A 16,533-nucleotide genomic window follows, 5' to 3' on the forward strand; every position below is an offset into this window, starting at 1 on the left:
ACTTATCCAGGAACCTACCAATAATGGACGTGGGTCTCATTTCGGCCGTATTCGCACGTGTAGTTGCCGCTATGGCAAGCTGACGGCGTGGACGACGACCTCGAACACGCGCTCGTCTCGGTCGGGCCCCGGCTGCGGGCGCTGCGCCGGCAGCGCGAGACCACCTTGGCCGGCCTGTCGGCGGCGACCGGCATCTCGGTGAGCACGCTGTCGCGGCTGGAGTCGGGCGCACGGCGGCCGACCCTCGAACTGCTGCTGCCCCTGGCCAGGGCCCACGGTGTCACGCTGGACGAGCTCGTCGACGCCCCGCTGACCGGGGATCCGCGCATCCACCTGCGCCCGGTCGTCCGCAACGGCATGACCATGCTGCCGCTGACCCGCCGGGCCGGGGGCATCCAGGCCTACAAGCTGGTGATCCCGGCGGGCAGCGCCAGGAGGACGCCGGAGCCGAAGACCCACGAGGGTTACGAGTGGCTCTACGTGCTCAACGGGCGGCTGCGGATGGTCCTCGGCGAGCAGGATCTGGTGCTGTCACCGGGTGAGGCGGCCGAATTCGACACCCGGCTGCCGCACTGGTTCGGCGCCGCCGACGCCGAGGCGGTCGAGTTCCTCGTCCTGTTCGGCAGCCAGGGCGAGCGCGCCCACCTGCGCGCCCGCCCGAAGGCGAAGCAGGAGCCTACGCGGGCCGGCGGGCGAGGGTGAGCATGTGGCCGCTGACCCCGAGAAGCGACGGCACGCGTTCCAGCGTGCGCTGGGCGTCGAGCATGAGCCTGCGGCGTTCGGGGTCGTCGAGCCAGTCGTTCACGTCGCCGTACAGCCAGAAGGTGCCCTCAAGGCCGTACCGCTCGGCGTCGGGGAGCCCGGCGTCGGCGAACTCCCCGGGCACCTCGTCGGGGTCGTGCAGGTAGGCGGAGAAACCCTGCACGGGACCCAGCAGGCGGCCGTCCTCCATGGCCTGGCGCGCGGCCCGGCGGTGTGGTTCCTGCTCGTAGACCCCCAGGTAGACCATGTCGTGCACGGCCGCGTAGCGGTTGATGGTGGCGGCGGCCACCAGTCCTCCGGGGCGCACCACGCGGCGCGCCTCGGCCAGGGCGGTGACCCGGTCGGCGCGGTCGGCCAAGTGGTAGAGCGGCCCCAGCAGCAGGACCGCGTCCGCGCTCGCGTCCGGCAGGGGCAGGTCGCGTGCGTCGCCCAGCCGCGCGGTCAATCCCGGCAGGGCCGCGGCCCGCTCGACGTGAAGCGGGACCGGGTCCAGCAGTTCCACCTCGTAGCCGTCGGCGACCAGCCATTCGGCGTGCACTCCGGTGCCGCCGCCGACGTCGAGCACCCGGGCGGGCGGTGACGGCAGGGCCCGGCGCAGCACGTCCTGCGTCCGCCACAGCTCCAGCCGGCCCCGTCCCGTACGGAGCCTGCCGTCCTCCTTGCCCTGCTCGTAGTAGGCGAGCACTTCCCGGGTCACCGTCATTGACCGATCACACTCCGGCTGGTGAGGGGGCTGGTCGTGGTGCGGGGATGGAGGTCAGGCCGCGGTCTCGGCGGGGAGCCAGATCTGGTGGCGGCCCGGCACCTCATGGTAACGGCGCAGCGCGGCCAGGCCGCTGAGCCAGCCGATCCAGGCGGCGTACGGCGGGTTGCCGGTGTCGAAGCCGCTCTGGACGAACGTCAGGCGGGTCTTGCCGCCGCTGTCCTCCAGCTCCCAGGTGACGACGCCCCCCGGTCCCCAGTCGGCCGACATGGTCTTGCCGGGGACCAGGTCGATGATCTTCGCGGGGTTCGGGTCGGCGTCCAGGCCGCCCATGGCGAAGCGCCCGCCGACGTACGGCTCGATGCCGATGGGGTATCCGAACCAGTCACTCGCCTTGTCCGAGTCGACCAGGGAGTCGTACACCTGCTCGACCGGCACGTCGACGAGCATCTCGCCGCGGAAGTCGGCGGAGGTGAAGTCGGGCTGGGGGCCGATCTCGCGCCCCTCCACGTAGTCGGCCAGGTTGGACAGCGCCAGCGACCAGAAGGTCTGCAGCACGCCCCGGATGCTCGCCCCGGTGATGACGTCCTGGAAGTCGAAGTGGCTCTGCGACAGGGTCAGGACGGTCGTGTCCTGGGACTCCTCCGCCAGCGTGATCTCGGTGGTCGTCTCCACGCCGTCCAGCAGCCAGGCGAAGCGCAGCGTGTGGTCGTCGGCGTTCAGGGGGCGCTGATGGGGGGCGTCGCCCTCGGGGGTGCGGCGGCCCCAGAACGCGTAGCGGCCGGGCAGGTCGGCCTCGGCGTGCTCGGCCAGCCACACCCGCATCGCGGCGGGGTCGGTCAGCGCGTGGCGCACCTCCTTCACCGGGGCGGCCAGGCGGACGCGGACGATCATCGGTTCACTCACGGTCGTCTCCCTGTGGGTAGTGGGGATAGCAGGCCACGACGAGCTTGAAGGCGTCGCCTTCGGCGCCGCCGTAGCGGGTGAACAGGTCCTGCAGCGCGGTGCGCAGGTCGGCCAGGAACTGCTGGCGTCGTTCCGGGGGCACGCGCACCTCGCCGGACACGCCGATGGACGGCAGCTCCGGCGCGGTCCGGTCGAGGGCGGCGATGTCGGCCTGCACCTCTTCCATGAGGTCGAGCAGGTAGCCCAGGCTGAGCTCGTCCTGCCGCCGGCGCAGCCCGCCGATGCGGCCCACCAGGCTGGGCGACAGCCAGTAGGAGCGGGCGCTCGCCTGGTAGATGCCTTCGGTGATGCCGCGCACCCGCCGCTCGGAGACCTGGTCGACCAGGCCCGCCTCCACCAGGCGCTTGACGTGGTAGTAGACCCGCTGCGGCGTCTGGTCGAGCACCGCCGCCACCTCGGTGCACGTGCGCGGCTCGGCCAGTTGCCGCAGCACCTCGATGCGCTGCGGTTTGAGCAGTGCCTCGGCCTGCTCGATCTGCTCCAGATACAAGACGTCTCTCATCGCGAAAACAATGTTGTACGTAAAAACTCTCTTTGTCAATGACCTGTGGAAGAGGAAGGGGGCACCAGGCAGGGGGTCGGCTACCCGCGGCCGGCGCGGGCCAGGAACAGGGCCCGCTCCCGCTCGTTGCCGGTCAGGGACGCCGCCCGTTCGAACTCCCGCCGCGCCTCGTCCGTGCGGCCCAGCCTGGCCAGCAGGTCGCCGCGTACGGCGGGCAGCTGGGGGTAGCCGCGCAGGGCCTTGTCGCCGGCGACGGCGTCGGCGATCTCCAGCCCGCGTGCCGGGTCGCCGGCCATCGCGACCGCGACGGCGCGGTTCAGCTCGACCACGGGGGAGGGCGAGACATGGGCGAGCACCCGATAGAGGGCGGCGACGCGCTCCCAGTCGGTGTCGCCGGCGCGGGCGGCCCGGGCGTGGCAGGCGGCGATGGCCGCCTGCAGGGCGTACGGGCCGAAGGCGCCGCCGAGCGACTCGGCCCGCTCCAGTGCCTCCAGCCCCCGGCGGATCAGGAGCCGGTCCCACAGGCGCCGGTCCTGGTCGGGGAGCAGCACCGGCGCGCCGTCCGGTCCGGTGCGGGCGCTCAGGCGGGAGGCCTGCAGTTCCATCAGTGCGGCCAGGCCGTGCACCTCCGGTTCGCCGGGGAGCAGGCCGGCCAGGAGACGGCCCAGGCGCAGTGCCTCGTGGCAGAGGTCGGGGCGGGTCCAGTCGTCTCCGGCCGTGGCCGAGTAGCCCTCGTTGAAGATCAGGTAGACGACTTCCAGCACCGAGGCCAGCCGCTCGGCCAGGTCGTCGGGGGCAGGCATCTCGAACCTGACCCCTCTGGCGGCCAGGGTGCGCTTGGCGCGGACGATCCGCTGCGCCACCGCCGGCTCGGTGGCCAGGAACGCCCGGGCGATCTCCCCGGTGGTCAGGCCACCGAGCAGGCGCAGCGTGAGCGCGACCCGCGCCTCGGTGGTCAGCGCGGGATGGCAGGCGGTGAACACGAGCCGCAGCATGTCGTCGCGGATGTGGTCGTCCATGTCGGCGTCCGGGTCCGGCTGCGGCCTGCTGTCGATGTCACGGCCGATCTCCTGAAGCTTGCGCTCGTAGCGGCTGCGCCGTCGCAGGTGGTCGATCGCGCGGTGCTTGGCGGTGGCCATGAGCCAGGCGCCCGGGTTGTCCGGCACGCCCGCCTCCGGCCACTGCTCCAGCGCGATGAGCAGCGCGTCCTGGGCGAGTTCCTCGGCCAGGCCGACGTCGTCGACGAGGCGGGCGAGCCCCGCGACGAGCCTGGCGGACTCGATCCGCCAGACCGCCTCGATCGCGCGGTGCGCCGCGAGCAGCGCCTCGGTGCCGGTCATCGGAATGCTCAGCTCACAGGGGCTCAGGCCGTCGGGTGGTCAGGCCGGGGGGACGGTCAGGCAGGGGGACGGTCAGGCCGGCGGGGCGAAATCCTCGGGGCCGAACACCTTGACCACCTCGGCCTCGCCCTCCCAGCCCGCCCACAGGTCGCGGTGCAGGCGCATGAAGCGCGCGGTCCACTCGACCGCCTCCTCCTTCGACCGCACGTCGTACAGGGCGTAGCTGATCAGTTCCTTCGACTCGGTGAACGGGCCGTCGGTCACGCTGAGCTCGCCCTCGGCGATGCGCACCCTAGCCGCGGACGCGCTGGGGGCCAGCCCGGCGGTGTCGAGCAGCGCCCCGGCGACGGTCGCCTCCTGGCCGAGCTTGGCGATGGCCTCCATGAGGTCGGCCGGCGGCGGGGTGCCGGGCTGGGCGGCCCTGAGCAGAACCATGTAACGCATCGGTCGTCTCCTTCCGGTCAATGATTTATCAGGTAAACGTGGGACGGGTCAGGCGTTCCGGTAGGTGTGCACGGCCAGGGCGCTGATCCAGGCCCAGCCGAGCACCACGGCGCCGGTGAAGGCGAGGTTGGCCCAGGCCGCGCCCGCGCCGGAGGCCACGGCCAGGAATCCGGCCGCGAACAGCGCGCCGGTCGCACGCGAACTCCACGCCCAGGCCGCCCGCCCGCGCCGGGCGAAACGGCGGGCGAGGACGAAGCAGGCCGCGACCAGGCAGGCGAACCCGACGCCGCCGGAGGCCAGGTGCGCGAGGCCGTGCCAGCTCACCTCTCCCGCCGGCACGCCGCGGGGGAAGCCGCCGGCCGGGTCGGCCCGGAAGGCCCCGGCCGCCAGCAGGCTCAGGCCGTACACCGCCAGCAGGCGGGGGGCCCAGCCGCCGCCGTGGGCCCGGCGCAGGCCCACGGTGAAGGCGATGGTCATCGCCCCGGCCAGCACGAAGTTCGCGATGTGGATCCAGCCGAGGTCGCCGTTGGCGAGCAGGCTCCAGGCGTGCCGGGTCAGGTCGAAGCCCTCCCGGGTCAGCGCCTCGGTGAGCGACACCCCGACGTAGACCGGGCCTGCGATCACGCCGTACCCCAGCAGGCTGCGGGTGACGCTGGTCTCACGGTCGCAGGTGCGGGCGGTGGCGCCGGCGTGAGCGGTGGCGGTGGTCATGGGCGGTTCTCCCTCGGGCCGGGGCCGGTCCTTCACCGGCCCTTCACCCACGCCTCGAACGGGACGCCCCCGGATCGACACGCCTCCGGGATTTTTTCCAAGATTTTTTCGGGCGGCCCTTCCCAGGGAGCGCCGTGCCCGGCTGTGGGCGCGCACACGGCCTGGTGAGCGGCGTGATGCCAGGGCGGAGCGGTGGCGCCTGCCGGCGGTCACCGGTCGTCAGCGGTCTGTCTCGCGGTCTGTCTTGCGGTCGTCCGCTCGGTGCGGACGAGAGGCCGCCCGCCGATCGCGTTCCGGTCGAGGAGCGGCAGTCGGAGGACGAACCGCGCTCCGCGGGGGGAGTCCTCGATGCGCAGGGTTCCGCGATGGGCGTGGGCGATGTCGCGGGAGATGGCAAGCCCCAGCCCTGTGCCGCCGGCGTCCCGGCGCCGCCCCTCGTCCAGACGGGTGAATCGCTCGAAGACCCGCTCACGGTCGGCGGGCGCGATGCCCTTCCCGTCGTCGGTCACTGCGAGGACCGCCTGGCCGTCGGCGGATCCGACGCAGACCGTGACGCCGGTCGCCGCGTGGCGTCGCGCGTTGCTCAGCAGGTTGCCCACCAGCCGGATCAGTTGGATCCGTGAGCCGTGCACCCACACGTCCCCGGTCGTGTGAATCTCCACCGGTGTGCCGCCGGAGTGGGCGTCCGCCTCCTCGGAGACGAGCGCGGCGAGATCGATCGGCTCGTGCGGCGCCGGCTGACCCCCGCGTAGCCTGGCCATCGTCAACAGGTCCTGCACGATCGCCTCCAGGCGGCCCGTGGCCGACAACGCCCCCTGGATGGTGTCGCGGGGGTCGACGTGATCGGGGTGGAGCAGCGCTTCCTCCAGTTGGACCCGCAGTCCGGCGATCGGTGTCCTGAGCTCGTGGGAGGTGATGGAGGCGAGCCTGCACTGCTGCTCCGCCGGGCGCAGCGCCTGGCCGATGATCCACCACATCAGGCGGCCGCCCAGCAGGACGATGAGGAGTGCGGCCCCGGCGATGAGGTATTCGAGGCGGTGTGACGCGATAAGGGGCGGCTCGACGGTTCCGGCGTAGACGACGGGGGCGTCGGGGGCCGGCGACACCCGGTTGGCCATGAGCAGGACGCACGGCTCGCCCGGGCGGCACTCCACGCGCCGCTGGAGCCGGTCGTCGGGTGCGGGCCTGAACGTGCTCAGCCGTGGCCGCCCCGCCGCGCCCGGGCTGGCCTCCACGACGCTGCCCCGCGCGTCCACCAACTGGACCAGGTCGACGATGCCGGAGACGGAGGCGGGACTCGGCAGCGCGCCGCCGCGCACCTGCGCGCTCCACTGGGCGGCGACCTGCTCGGCGTCGAAGAACACCTGGTCCTGGACCCTGTATCGGATCGCCAGGTCCAGGCTCACGCCGCCCAGGACCGTGAGCAGGAGCAACAACATCGTCGCCGCTGTCGTGTAGCGCGCCTGCATCGAGTGCAGAGACGGCATCGGTCTCACCATTCTCCTGCCGCACCCGGTGGACCACCACCAAGGGGAATTGGACGATTTCGTCCACTTTGCGGTTAGGTGTCCGGTTGTGTCAAATTGGCGACAGGGGTCCTGACGTGGGCTTTCACGTGGTCCAGTGCCATGTCGAGGGCGACCAGGAAGGGTCGTTCCTTCTGCATGGTCTCGGCGAGCAGGTAGCCGCCCTGCAGGGCGGCGATGACGGCGACGGCGAGTTCCGCGGGGTCCGCGCCGGGGTCGAGTTCGCCGCTCTCCCGCATCCGGGCGAGACCGTCCGCGAGCAATCCCTGCCACCTGCAGAAGATGGCCGCCAGGGACTGGCGGGCGTCGTCGTAGCAGGAGAGCTCGTTGGCCAGGGAGCCGATGGGGCATCTGTAGGGCATGCCGCGCTCCCGATGGCCCGTCACCAGCGAGTCGCGCCACCTCTCGAGATCCCGCATCGAGCGCACCTGGTCGAGTTGCGGCTTCTGGGAGGAGACCATGCGGCGCTCCCGCATCGCGATCACCTCGGTGATCAGTGCTTCCTTGTCCGGGAAGTAGTGATAGAGCTGCGATTTGCTGATGCCGCAGGCGTCCACCACCTGATCGAGGGTCGTCGCCGTCACCCCCTGCCGGAACATGAGGTCCGCGGCGGTCGCGACGATGCGCTCACGAGTGGCCGCGCCGCGTGCGGTGAGCCTCGGAGAATCCTTCCTCGGCCCTCGAACGGCCATGTGACAACCCCACCTTCGGGTGTGGGAGCCCGCCGGAGCCATGCCGGAGGAACAGTATTGACAATTTAAGACATACCACCACAAACTGGACGAAATCGTCCAGTCCTCCGCCGGGATCACCTGACGGCCGCCCGTTGCGGTCACGACCACGCCGGTGTGCGGGGAGGCCGACACCACGCCGGGCGACACCGTGCTCGACGGCCTGCGCCCGCAGGCCGCGAACTCGACTCCCCGACAGTACGACCAGTGGTGGGCAGGAGCGCGGTCATGACAGTGATCTTTCGCAGCGGCAACGGGCACGTACGGGCACTCGCCGGCCGCCTGCGGAGGGTCCGCGCCGGGCGGGTCGCCGGCGCCCTCCTGATCGGGGTCCCGGCGGCCTTGAAGGCGCGGCGAGCTGGGGACGACGGGTCACTGCGAGCGGTGGCGTCCATCCGCCTCGAACTGGACGCCATCAACCTCACGGGTGTGAGCACCGGGGTCTCCGAGACAGACGGGGGTGAGGAGGTCGCCCGGCTCGCCCGGGCCGTCAACAGGACGCTGGAACGGCTGCGCGAGGCCGGCGATCGCGCCGAACGCGCCCGGGAACGGCAGCGGCAGTTCGCCTCGGACGCCTCGCACGAGCTGTGCACCCCCATCGCCGCGCTGCGCATGCGGTTGGAGGAGGCGCAGCTGCATCCGGACGAGACCGATCTGGACGACCTCCTCTGCCACACGTTGCATGACCTCGACCGGGTGCAGGCCATCGTCACCGACCTGCTCCTCCTGACCCGGCTGGGGACCGCGCCTCGGAGAGTGGAGCGGGTGAACCTCACGGCGCTGGTCCAGGTGGAGGCCGCCCGGCAGGTGGACGGGCACCACATCCACCTCCGGCTCGATCCCGGCGTGATCGTCGACGGCGATCCCGAGCAGATCATCCGGATGCTCGGCAACCTGCTCGACAACGCCCGGCGGCACGCCGCCCGCACGATACGGATCGGCCTGCGCCGCACGAGGGACGGCGCCGAGCTGACGGTCGCCGACGACGGAGAGGGCGTCCCCCTGGCCGACCGCGAGCGGATCTTTCACCGTTTCGTGCGGTTGGACGCCGCCCGCAGCCGGGACAGGGGAGGCGCCGGACTCGGCCTGGCCGTCGCTCGCGGCATCGCCTCCGCACATCACGGCAGCCTCCACGTCGAGGAGTCCGTATGGGGCGGAGCGTGTTTCGTCCTGCGGATGCCGCTCTCGCCGGGCCGCCGCACGTGATCCGCCCGGCCCTGGCGTCGGAGGGCGCGCCACGCCGCTCCCGCCGGGTGTGATGCCGTGGGCGGCAGGGAATCGCGGGAACTGCGCGCGTTCGTCGTGGCGGCCGAGGAGGGGGGTATGTCGGCCGCGGCGCGCCGGCTGCACACGCGACCGGTCGCCGCCGACCACGGCGGAGCCAGTCGTGTTCCTGGCCTCGCCGCGGGCGAGCTTCATCCATGGGACGACCCTTCACGTGGACGGCGGCCGCGCGGCCGTGTGACCGGTGTCCCTGTCCGGCGACCGGCCGCTCACGGGCCGGCCGCCGGACGGGGAATGCCAGGTGATGCCCGCGGCCGGACCGGCCGATGCGGGACGGGTCAGGCCGCGAACGCCGCGCTGATCGCGTGGCTGTCCTCGTGCATGCGATAACCGGTGATCCTGCCGTCGGCGACGGTGAAGTGCAGGGCGAACTCGTTGAGGAACGACCTGCCGGTCGACAGCACGCAGAAGCGGCTGCGGCCGGTCGTCACCGCGTGCCCGCCCTCGACGAGGGTGGTGTCGATCGTGAACTCCTCGGGGGTGAGCTCGGTGCCGAGCACCGTGAAGAACTCGGCGATCTCGTCCCTGCCGGAGCGGGCCCCCGTCCAGGGCACCTCCGGGTCGCCCGGGACGAGGAAGTCCACCCGGTCGGCGAACAGGTCGAGCAGCCCCGGCATGTCACCGGCGGCGAAGCGGGCGAAGAAGGCGTCGACGACCTCGCGGGTGGTCGGGGGTGTGGCGGTCATGCCGTTGTCCGATCTGTCGTGGTGGCGTGGAGCGAGGCCGGCCGGCAAATCTCCAACTGATCGGTTGGAGTATGGCACGGGTGCCACATAAATCCAACTGGTGAGTTGGAGTTGTGTAGGCTGCCGGTCATGGCATGGGACACCGCCAGGACGAAACGGCTGCTGCTGGAGGCGGCGGTCGAGGAGTTCGCCGAGCACGGCCCGCAGGGCGCGCGGGTGGACCGCGTCGCCACGCGTGCGGGGGTGAACAAGGAGCGCATCTACCAGTACTTCGGCGGGAAGCGGCAGCTGTTCACCGCCGTCCTTGAGGCCGAGCTGGCCAGGGTGGCGGGCGCCGTCCCCCTCACCGCCGAGCAGATGGCCGACCTGGGCGAGTACGCCGGGCGCGTGTTCGACTACCACTGCGCCCACCCCCACTTCCTGCGCCTGCTCGCCTGGGAGGGGCTGGAGGACGGCCGGACGGGGGTGGCCGCCGAGGACGAGCGGGCCGCCCACTACGCCGGCAAGGTCGCCGCCTTCGCCGCCGCGCGTGAGAACGGCCTCCTCACGGCCGAGGTCGAGCCCGCACACCTGGTCTACGCGGTGTACGCGCTGGCGACCTGGTGGTTCACCGCTCCCCAGGTCGTACGAATGATCATGGCCGGCGCCGAAGGCGACAGCCCGGCCGCGCGGCGCGCCGGGCTGGTCCGGATGGTTCGCCGCCTCACCGCTTCCGCTGAGGACTGATCCGGGACGGGAGCCTGCACGCGTGAGTCGCCACCCCGGCTGAAGCCGGGCGCCGGGCGCTCGTTCGGTGGGATACGTTCTAGCTGGGCGCCGGAACGGCGAGCGGCCGCGCGCCCACGGAACACGAGGAGATCAGGCACGTTGCCCGACACGCACGACCGCGGGGACGCCCGTGGAAAGGCCCCGGCCGACTCCGGCGGCGGACGGACCGACCTGCGGGCCGACTGCGCGAACTGCTTCGGGCTGTGCTGTGTCGCGCTGCCCTTCGCCGCCTCGGCCGACTTCGCGATCAGCAAGGACGCCGGGCGGCCGTGCCCCAACCTGCGGGACGACTTCCGCTGCGGCATCCATTCGCGTCTGCGAGACAGCGGCTTTCCCGGCTGCACCGTCTACGACTGCTTCGGCGCGGGGCAGAAGGTCTCGCAGGTCACCTTCGGGCGCAGCTGGCGGGGCGATCCGCGGACCGCGGCGCGGATGTTCGAGGTCTTCCCCGTCGTACGGCACCTGCACGAGCTGCTGTGGTACCTGGACGAGGCGATGTCCCTGCCGGTGACCCGCCCGATCCACGCCGAGCTGCGCGGCGCGTTCGAGGAGACCGAACGCCTGACCATGGGCACCCCCGACGACCTGCTGGGCGTGGACGTCGCCGCCCACCGCGAGAAGGTCAACGTGCTGCTGCTGCGGACGAGCGAGCTGGTGCGGGCGTCGGCCGGGGGCCGTGCCGCCGACCGCAGGGGAGCCGACCTCATCGGCGCCCGGCTCAGGAAGGCCGACCTGCGCGGAGCCAACCTGAGGGGCGCCTACCTCATCGGCGCGGATCTGCGCGAGGCCGATCTGCGCGGCGCGGATCTCATCGGGGCGGATCTGCGCGGGGCCGACCTCGGCGGCGCCGACCTCACGGGGAGCGTCTTCCTCACCCAGGTCCAGGTGAACGCGGCAAGGGGAGACGACGCCACGAAGCTGCCCCCGGCCCTCACTCGTCCGGCGCACTGGTCGGGGCCGGCGGCCCGCCCGGCCGCCGCGACGGGCCGGGCCTCCACCCGCCGCCCGCGCCCCCGCCGGGGGCGCGGCGGCTAGGGTGTCCCCCTGTCGCCGGCCTAGGCGGGCGGCGAGCCCGGGGTTATCTCGCGGAACACGGATGAATATCTGGGGTTGGTCTTGGTCTCTGGAGGAGCCGAAGCCCACGGGGTCGTGGCGGGCATCGCGACGATCTTTCCGGGTGCCTGTGAGGCGGGTGTGTGACGCACCAGCCAGAACCGTTCGTTGAGGTAGATGACGTCTTGTCCGCGCTTGCCGCATCCGCCTCCCATCCGTAGATGTAGGTCATCCCGGCCTGATCTGGTAGGGAAGCTCCCTAGATGAAGGGGTAACCCTGCCTGACGAAGGGCCGAGAGCGGCGGAGAGGTCGTTCAGGTGCGCGGCCACCGGGCCGAGCGTCAGCACGCCGCTGCCCGCCCCGGCCAGCTCGCCCGCGGCGGGCAGCAGCGCGGCGTGGGCGCGTTCCATCGTCGTGCGGTCCCCGAGTGTGAGGGCCGCGCGGGCGGCGAGGCACCACAGGGCCTCCGTCAGCAGGTCGCGCGGCGGCTCGGGCAGGGCGCGCAGCGCTGCGGCCGCCTCGGCGCGGCGGTCACGCGCCAGCAGCACCAGAGGCCGGACCCACGGCGCGTACGGCCCCCAATCGGCATCTTCGACGTCGGGCGGGGTCTGCCCGTGCCGCAGGCGCAGGCACAGCAACGCGAGCGGCAGCAGGCCGCGCTCCATGCCGGGCATGCCGGCGCCCTCCAGCCGGGCGGCGGCCTCCCGGTAGGCGGCCTCGGCCTCCTCCACCGTCCCCCGGCCGGTCGCGTCCAGGCGCAGCGCCCGATACCAGGCGGTGAACACGCCCACCAGGGGCCGCTCGTGCCGTACGGCCAGGCGCTCGGCCTCGGCGGCGTGGGCGTCGGCGGTCGTGAAGTCCGCGAGCGCCGACCTGGCCTGCATCCGGATGAGATGCCCGAGCACCTCGAAGGTGACCAGGCCGTGCCGATCGGACAGCTCCACCAGTTCGGCGCCGATCTCGTCGCGGCGGGCGGCCAGGCCCGTTCGATCGAAGGTCTGGATGAACAGGCCGCTCAACGCGAACGCCAGCAGCGCGGGGTCGTTCAGGCGGCGGGCGATCTCCTCGGCCTGCCGCGCCGCTCGCGGCCCCCGGCCGGAGCGGTCGCCGCGCGACTCCAGCGCGATCGTGGCCAGCAGGCGAACCCGGGCCGCCTCGTGACCGGCGGCCGCGTGACCGGGGACCAGGGCGGCCAGCGTGCGCCCGGCCGCCGCCACGATGCGCGCCGCCTGCCCGGGGTCGTCGGACCGGGTCCAGATGGCCGGGACGTCGAAGGCGCCGATCACCCGGGCGGTCAGCTCCGCGTCGCCGAGTTCCTCGGCCGCCTCGACGGCGGCCACGCGGTGCTCGCGCGCCGCCCGCAGGCCGCCGCCCCCGGTCACGGCGAGATCGCGCAGGAGTCCTGCCGTCGTCTCAAGGCGGGCCCGAGCCCCGGAGGCGACAGCCCGGTCGTAGGCGGCGGTCGCCTCGGCCCACACCCGGCCGGCCGCGCCGCGCACCGAGGAGTCGAGGTGATCGGCCTGGCGCAGGATGTCGTTCTCCAGGCGGCGCAGCCCCGGGCCTGGGTCCACTCCCAGCTCGTCCACCAGCAGTGCCCGCGCCCGGCGCAGCACGGCGAGCGCGTCGCCCTGCCGCCCGCTGCGGTACAGCGCGAGCGCGAGCAGCCGCCAGGCCTCCTCCCGCCAGGGGTGCCCGGCCGCGTGCGCGTCCAGGTCGGGCACCGCCTCGGCCGCCCGTCCCAGGGCCAGCCGCATCTCCGCGTGACGCTCGACCGCGTGCAGCCGGAGCTCGGCCAGGCGGGAGCGCTCGGCGCGGGCCCAGTCCTGGTCCGCGAACTCCGCATAGGCGGGGCCGCGCCACCACCCCAGCGCCTCCTCCAGCCGTCCGAGGCCGTCTTCGGGGGACAGATCCGCGGCGGCGGCCACCGCGCGTTCGAATCGCCAGGCGTCCACCGCGTCGGCGCCGGCCCGCAGCGCGTACCCCGGTCCCTCGGTGACCAGCAGCCGAGCGGGGGTGCGGGGCGGCCTGTCGGGTTCCAGCGCGCGGCGCAGCGCCGCGACGAACGTCCGCACAGCCCCGACCGCGCCCGCCGGCGGTTCGTCCCACAGGTCGTCGATCAGGCGGGTGACCGGAACGACGCGGCCGCGGGCGACGATCAGCCGGGCCAGCACCGCGCGGTGCCGCGGCCCCTTCAGGGCGATCGCGCCGCCGGTGCCGTCCCAGGCCGTCACCGGCCCCAGCACTCCGAACGCGATGCCCACCTGCGTCCCCCTTTCCGCGCGTACCCCCAGGTCAAAGCAACTGCCACGGTAGCGCGCTGACCGGATGCTCATTCACGCCCGGCAGCCTGGGGGCATCTGATCCCGCACAGAAAGGGGCGCATGATGGCGCCTGTCATTCCCGGTTTCGACTACCTTCGCGTGCCGGTCGCCGACGGTGTGTCGCTGAACGCGGCCGTCGCCGGGTCGGGGAGCCCGATCGTGCTGCTGCACGGCTTCCCCCAGACCCACCTGATGTGGCGGCACGTCGCCGCCGACCTGGCCGCCGACCACACCGTGATCTGTCCCGACCTGCGCGGCTACGGCGACAGCGACAAGCCGGCCGAGGCCGGTCGCGAGACCTATTCCAAGCGCACGATGGCCGCCGACGTCGTCGCCCTGGCGCGGGCGCTGGGACATGAACGGTTCGCGCTGGCCGGGCACGACCGCGGCGCGCTGGTCGCCTTCCGCGCCGGGCTCGACCACCCGGCCTCGATCAGCCACCTGGCGTGCCTCGACGTGCTGCCCACGCTGGACATGTGGGAGGTGATGCACGGCGCAGGCGCCGCCGTCGGATTCCATCTGTACCTGATGGCCCAGCCGCCCGGCCTGCCCGAGCGGATGATCGGCGCGAGCGCGGACGCCTTCTTCGGCCACTTCCTCGACGTCTGGACCCTCGACCGAGAGGCGATCCCCGCCGGCGTACGCGCCGCCTACCTGGACGCCTGCCGCGCGGCGGTGCCCTCGATCGTGGCGGACTACCGCGCGTCGGCGGGGATCGACGTGGACCACGACCGGGCGGACCTGGAGGCGGGGAACCGGCTGCGGATGCCGGTGACCGTGCTCCAGCAGGACTGGGGGGCCGCCCTCGGGTACGACGCCGAGGCGCTGTGGGGTGCCTGGGCCTCCGACCTGGTGCACACGACGGTCAAATGCGGGCACTTCATGGCCGAGGAGGACCCGGCCGGCGTCGCCGGGGCCCTGCGCGCCCTCCTCACCCGCTGATCGAGGTGTCGGTACGCCCGCGGGATCGGCCCCACGTCAGTCGCGACGGTCACCGCGGTCGGCGATGATGACGGCGAACGGCGGGATCACCAACGCCACCGCGGACATCGCCGGAGCGGCCACGGGCGAGACCGCTCTCATGACGCCCGTGCAGTCGCACTGATTAGGTGGCCTTACCGCGGGCGATGTAGAGGTTCATGTCGGTGAAGTCGAGAGTGACGTTGTAGGGCTTGTAGAAGCAGTGGAAGAAGGCGGTCGGCACGTCGAACCCCAAGGGGGCGAGCTCGGCCCCTGGGTGGTTCTCGCAGTAGATCTCCTTGGCGGTGGCGTTGCCGAGGCGGATCTCCTTCGGGTAGCAGGGGTAGGTGACGGCTGGGTGGCTGTGGGCGAAAGTCCCGATGGGGCGGTCGTGGTCGGTGCGGATCCCCAACTGCTTGGCAGTGTCCCCGAACACGACCGCGGCCATCTCGCCCCTTCCGCCGAAGTTCACGCCCACCACCCCTGTGCCGGAGCCGGCGACGCCGGCGATGCTGCCCCTGCTGTGCAGATATTGCTCACGGGCCAGCCACAGCGGCAGGGGTTCGGCACCCGCCCGTATGGCGTCGGCGCGTGCCTTCCTGGCCGTTTCGGGGGTCCGGCGGCGCAGGATCAGCGACCGCCCCGCGTAGTCGAAGGTGGTCAGCAAGTGGTAGAAGACCCACGTGCCGATCAGGCCGTCGCTGTCAGTGTCGACATCCTCGCCCGACTCCCTCGACGACCAGCCCACGGGTACGTTGCGCAGTTCGATGCCGCCCAGCTTGAAGGAGTCCAGCACCCCGTAGTACGCCCATATGGTGTCGTTCTCGTACTCGATTTTCTGACTGGCGACCGGGCTCAGCCCGGCCTCCTTTGCCACCGACGCGCGCATGCTCAGATTCGGGGCGCCGGTGTAGAACATGAAGCGCTTCGGCGGCCCGCCGTTGACCGAGGCCTCCACCAGCGGAATCGGGTCCATCTGCTGGAATGGCACACGCGCGATGTCGCCGTGGATCTGATACGGCTCCCCGCTGACCGCCGCGAACCACTTGGCGTAGCTGTCCTCGCCGGCTGCTTGCCAGTGTGGTGCGGACAGGGAGAATTTGTCCTGCCGGATGTAGCAGTCGGCCAGGAAGTAGTTGGCGTCCTTGTCGTCGGGTGCCAGCTCGACGGCCATCTTGAGGTATTTTTCGGCGTCGGGGAACTTGTTGGCCAGTAACGCTACATAGCCGCGCCGTCGGGCCGCGTGCAGGTTCGTGGGGTCTGTCTTCAGAATCTCCTCGTACGCGCGGCCGGCTTGCTCGAACTTCCCGGCCTTGAACAGCGCGTCCGCGTCACCGCCGCCGGCCAGAGCCGTGGCCGCCCCGCCTAACAGCGGCGCCGTCGCGGCCGCACCGGCCAGCACCGCGGCGCCCCGCAACACCGAACGCCGGTCCCATTCTCCGTCATTTACCAACGCCTTCTCCTCTTCGTGATCACCTTCGCCGGAACTCTCATCCAGCGGATGGTCACAGCAGCCCCGGCCGGCTCATCTCGCCGTGCTTGGTTCGGCAACTCACCCGCAGTTCGACCGCCGGCCCCACCCACTGTCGGCCAGCCGTGTCCCCGCCTCGTCCGCGCCGTGTCATGGTCGTGTCACGGCCGCAACCGACGGTGGCGGCCGGCGAGAAACCCGGCATGCGGCAGACAACGCTGCAGGTGTTCCGCGAACTGTTCGGGGGATGGGGGCCACACGACGGTGTTCAGCCCATGTCCGCGGAGGGGGCGGCGCCCTGTGC

The 16,533-nt window shown here is 72.3% G+C and carries 16 protein-coding genes; 5 read left to right on the top strand and 11 right to left on the bottom strand.

Features of this window, described 5'->3' with window-relative positions:
- Window positions 1-87: 87 nt before the first annotated feature.
- Window positions 88-702, top strand: a complete 615-nt coding sequence (locus tag HHX35_RS39915; protein WP_182903789.1) for a helix-turn-helix domain-containing protein — start codon at window positions 88-90, stop codon at window positions 700-702.
- Here the strand turns inward: HHX35_RS39915 and HHX35_RS39920 are convergent.
- The 8 genes from HHX35_RS39920 to HHX35_RS39955 form a co-directional block, all read right to left on the bottom strand.
- On the bottom strand, window positions 677-1,465 hold the full coding sequence (locus tag HHX35_RS39920) for a class I SAM-dependent methyltransferase (RefSeq protein ID WP_182903790.1): 789 nt from the start codon (window positions 1,463-1,465) through the stop codon (window positions 677-679). The two genes, HHX35_RS39915 and HHX35_RS39920, sit on opposite strands and share 26 nt — an antisense overlap.
- A 54-nt stretch (window positions 1,466-1,519) precedes the next feature.
- The gene (locus HHX35_RS39925; protein WP_182903791.1) at window positions 1,520-2,371 is read right to left on the bottom strand and encodes an SRPBCC domain-containing protein; all 852 of its coding nucleotides are present in this window, start codon (window positions 2,369-2,371) and stop codon (window positions 1,520-1,522) included.
- Complete coding sequence (locus tag HHX35_RS39930; protein WP_182903792.1) at window positions 2,364-2,933, bottom strand: transcriptional regulator; 570 nt, start codon at window positions 2,931-2,933, stop codon at window positions 2,364-2,366. Before HHX35_RS39930 ends, HHX35_RS39925 begins: the two co-directional genes overlap by 8 nt.
- A gap of 80 nt (window positions 2,934-3,013) precedes the next feature.
- Complete coding sequence (locus tag HHX35_RS39935) at window positions 3,014-4,273, bottom strand: RNA polymerase sigma factor (RefSeq protein ID WP_182903793.1); 1,260 nt, start codon at window positions 4,271-4,273, stop codon at window positions 3,014-3,016.
- Between the two features lie 72 nt (window positions 4,274-4,345).
- Entirely contained in the window at window positions 4,346-4,717 is a 372-nt protein-coding gene (locus HHX35_RS39940) for a YciI family protein (protein ID WP_182903794.1), read from the bottom strand.
- A 48-nt stretch (window positions 4,718-4,765) separates the two neighbouring features.
- Window positions 4,766-5,428, bottom strand: coding sequence for a DUF998 domain-containing protein (locus HHX35_RS39945; protein WP_182903795.1), 663 nt, complete (start codon window positions 5,426-5,428; stop codon window positions 4,766-4,768).
- Window positions 5,429-5,637: 209 nt separating this feature from the next.
- Window positions 5,638-6,915 carry a cell wall metabolism sensor histidine kinase WalK gene (locus HHX35_RS39950; protein WP_182903796.1) on the bottom strand — a complete coding sequence of 426 codons (1,278 nt, stop codon included), beginning with the start codon at window positions 6,913-6,915 and terminating at the stop codon, window positions 5,638-5,640.
- A 74-nt stretch (window positions 6,916-6,989) separates the two neighbouring features.
- Entirely contained in the window at window positions 6,990-7,646 is a 657-nt protein-coding gene (locus HHX35_RS39955; protein WP_182903797.1) for a TetR/AcrR family transcriptional regulator, read from the bottom strand.
- Window positions 7,647-7,913: 267 nt separating this feature from the next.
- Here HHX35_RS39955 and HHX35_RS39960 point away from each other — a divergent pair, with 267 nt between their 5' ends.
- A complete protein-coding gene (locus tag HHX35_RS39960; RefSeq protein WP_182903798.1) occupies window positions 7,914-8,891 on the top strand; it encodes a cell wall metabolism sensor histidine kinase WalK in 978 nt (325 codons plus the stop codon).
- Between the two features lie 356 nt (window positions 8,892-9,247).
- Here HHX35_RS39960 and HHX35_RS39965 read toward each other — a convergent pair whose 3' ends face one another.
- Window positions 9,248-9,655, bottom strand: a complete 408-nt coding sequence (locus tag HHX35_RS39965; protein WP_182903799.1) for a nuclear transport factor 2 family protein — start codon at window positions 9,653-9,655, stop codon at window positions 9,248-9,250.
- A 129-nt stretch (window positions 9,656-9,784) separates the two neighbouring features.
- On the opposite strand from HHX35_RS39965, the gene HHX35_RS39970 reads away from it, so the two are divergent.
- Complete coding sequence (locus HHX35_RS39970) at window positions 9,785-10,381, top strand: TetR family transcriptional regulator (RefSeq protein ID WP_182903800.1); 597 nt, start codon at window positions 9,785-9,787, stop codon at window positions 10,379-10,381.
- A 213-nt stretch (window positions 10,382-10,594) separates the two neighbouring features.
- Window positions 10,595-11,458 carry a pentapeptide repeat-containing protein gene (locus HHX35_RS39975; RefSeq protein ID WP_259405840.1) on the top strand — a complete coding sequence of 288 codons (864 nt, stop codon included), beginning with the start codon at window positions 10,595-10,597 and terminating at the stop codon, window positions 11,456-11,458.
- A 246-nt stretch (window positions 11,459-11,704) separates the two neighbouring features.
- Here the strand turns inward: HHX35_RS39975 and HHX35_RS39980 are convergent, their stop codons facing one another.
- A complete protein-coding gene (locus HHX35_RS39980; protein ID WP_182903802.1) occupies window positions 11,705-13,738 on the bottom strand; it encodes an AfsR/SARP family transcriptional regulator in 2,034 nt (677 codons plus the stop codon).
- A 123-nt stretch (window positions 13,739-13,861) separates the two neighbouring features.
- On the opposite strand from HHX35_RS39980, the gene HHX35_RS39985 reads away from it, so the two are divergent.
- Complete coding sequence (locus tag HHX35_RS39985) at window positions 13,862-14,740, top strand: alpha/beta fold hydrolase (RefSeq protein ID WP_182903842.1); 879 nt, start codon at window positions 13,862-13,864, stop codon at window positions 14,738-14,740.
- A gap of 163 nt (window positions 14,741-14,903) precedes the next feature.
- On the opposite strand, the gene HHX35_RS39990 is transcribed toward HHX35_RS39985, so the two are convergent.
- The gene (locus tag HHX35_RS39990; protein ID WP_182903803.1) at window positions 14,904-16,211 is read right to left on the bottom strand and encodes an aspartyl protease family protein; all 1,308 of its coding nucleotides are present in this window, start codon (window positions 16,209-16,211) and stop codon (window positions 14,904-14,906) included.
- Window positions 16,212-16,533 lie beyond the last annotated feature (322 nt).

The organism is Microbispora sp. H10830, assembly GCF_014161375.1.
Lineage (GTDB): Bacteria > Actinomycetota > Actinomycetes > Streptosporangiales > Streptosporangiaceae > Microbispora > Microbispora catharanthi.